Source organism: Pricia sp. (genome assembly GCF_041745955.1).
Taxonomy (GTDB): domain Bacteria; phylum Bacteroidota; class Bacteroidia; order Flavobacteriales; family Flavobacteriaceae; genus Pricia.
The window spans coordinates 1-1,603 of the sequence record NZ_JBGTHY010000200.1 but is presented as its reverse complement, the minus strand read 5'-3'; the positions used below and the strand labels follow the sequence as shown (position 1 = coordinate 1,603).

Here is a 1,603-nt window from a genome sequence, read left to right as displayed (position 1 = left end):
GGTCGTTGCCCGTATATAATATACGTTACCGGTCTCGATGCTCAACTTTCTCGCTTTCAGGTCAAACGCCAGTGCTTTATTGTAATCCTTGACCTCATTAAAATAATAGTCCGCGTTCGTGGTCAGTGCAAAAATCCCCTCCGTATTTTTCAGCCCTTTGGTCGAATACATCAATGAATCGAGATAGGGCAGATTATTCGGATGGCCACGGTAAAGATAATTTCCGTAGTGTCCCCATGACACCGCTGAGGAATCCTTTTCGAGACGCGCCCTTTCGGTCAAATAATCGGACAGGGCTATCGCATCGGAACTGTCCCTTTGCCGATATATTAGGTCCATTATCCGGGGCAAGGGCACATCTTTCAACGTATCGTTTTGCCCCCAAATTGCCGATGAGGAACAAATCAGAAAAGTTAAGACCGGTATCTTTAGCATGTCCTGGTTATTGTGGAACCGTCAACTACAATATCTTCGATACTGTCGAACAGCTCTAACAGTATATCCGTGCTTTCAATGTTGTTATCGAATACCTCATTGCCAATTTTCTTCCGCTTTTTTATAATGGGAAGAATCCACAGAAAGTAGCAAGTTTCCCGAAAAAAAATCGAAAAAATAGAGGTGTCGAAGTACTTGCTACGAAACATAATTTGGAAAATGTTTAGTGCTGTCTATGATAATAAGATAAAACCCATTGCCCACTTTCTCACATAAACAGGGCATAATGCTCGATATCATGGATAAGATGGCACTTTCCAATACTGTGCCGGGCTCCATCTATACCATTTATCCGACACCTTTTAACTGCCCAAGAGCTTATATTGGCTACGAACACCGGATTTTTGATGGCAACTTCACGCCATTTTATAAAACTGGATTCCTATTTATTAATCGACATTTCCACAATTTTCGGCATTTCACTTTGGGTTATATATTTAACTACCCCATTCCTAAAACTAAAAATCGCTGGGATATGCTTTACAAGGAATTTTTATCCGACTTCGACAATAGGTTAAAGGAAATAAAGAGCCTAAGTTCAAGCCCGATGGGGGAAGCTATGGCCGGCATTGAAATTTGTAATACTTCCCTCCTCGATCTTCGGATAGCGGTAGGAAAACATGGGTTTAAAAATACCGATGTAGAAATATATTTCTTCAAAAACGTAAAGAGCCGACCCCTTCGTTTTCTGATACATTATACGGAGGTACGCTCCTGTGAAATGAAAATGCCCAAATGGGGGTTACGGGCCAAACTTGAATTTGTCGATCTGGAAATTGACAGGATAAACACTTTTTTTGGGCATCATCCGGACTTCCGGCTCTACATGGAAAATGGAGGTATTGAAAATGACAGAAGATACTTTACCCGCAAACACCTTAACGATTTCCCCCTGACTACACCTTACGGTTATTTCAAAGATCCATTGTTCAATACTTCACACGACGGGTTGTGGGCAATGATAAAGGGACTGGCGCTCTATGGCAACTATCTGACAGGGCTCAACGCCAAATTGAACGATGCATCCAATGAAGCCTCCGGCCTGCCCGAGAAAAAGGATCCTCCCTTCCGGTTTACCATGTCCCCCACCGCGGCCGTGGAGTTTATC

2 protein-coding genes are annotated in these 1,603 nt (G+C 42.7%); one reads left to right on the top strand and one right to left on the bottom strand.

Annotated elements, in window-relative coordinates; genetic code table 11:
• Positions 1 to 435: hypothetical protein (locus ACEW8S_RS07020; protein ID WP_373517455.1), on the bottom strand; the 435-nt coding region annotated here is incomplete at its 3' end.
• 535 nt (positions 436 to 970) lie between these two features.
• Here ACEW8S_RS07020 and ACEW8S_RS07015 point away from each other — a divergent pair.
• Positions 971 to 1,603 (top strand): RteC domain-containing protein (locus tag ACEW8S_RS07015; RefSeq protein WP_373517454.1); only part of this gene is annotated, 633 nt, incomplete at its 3' end.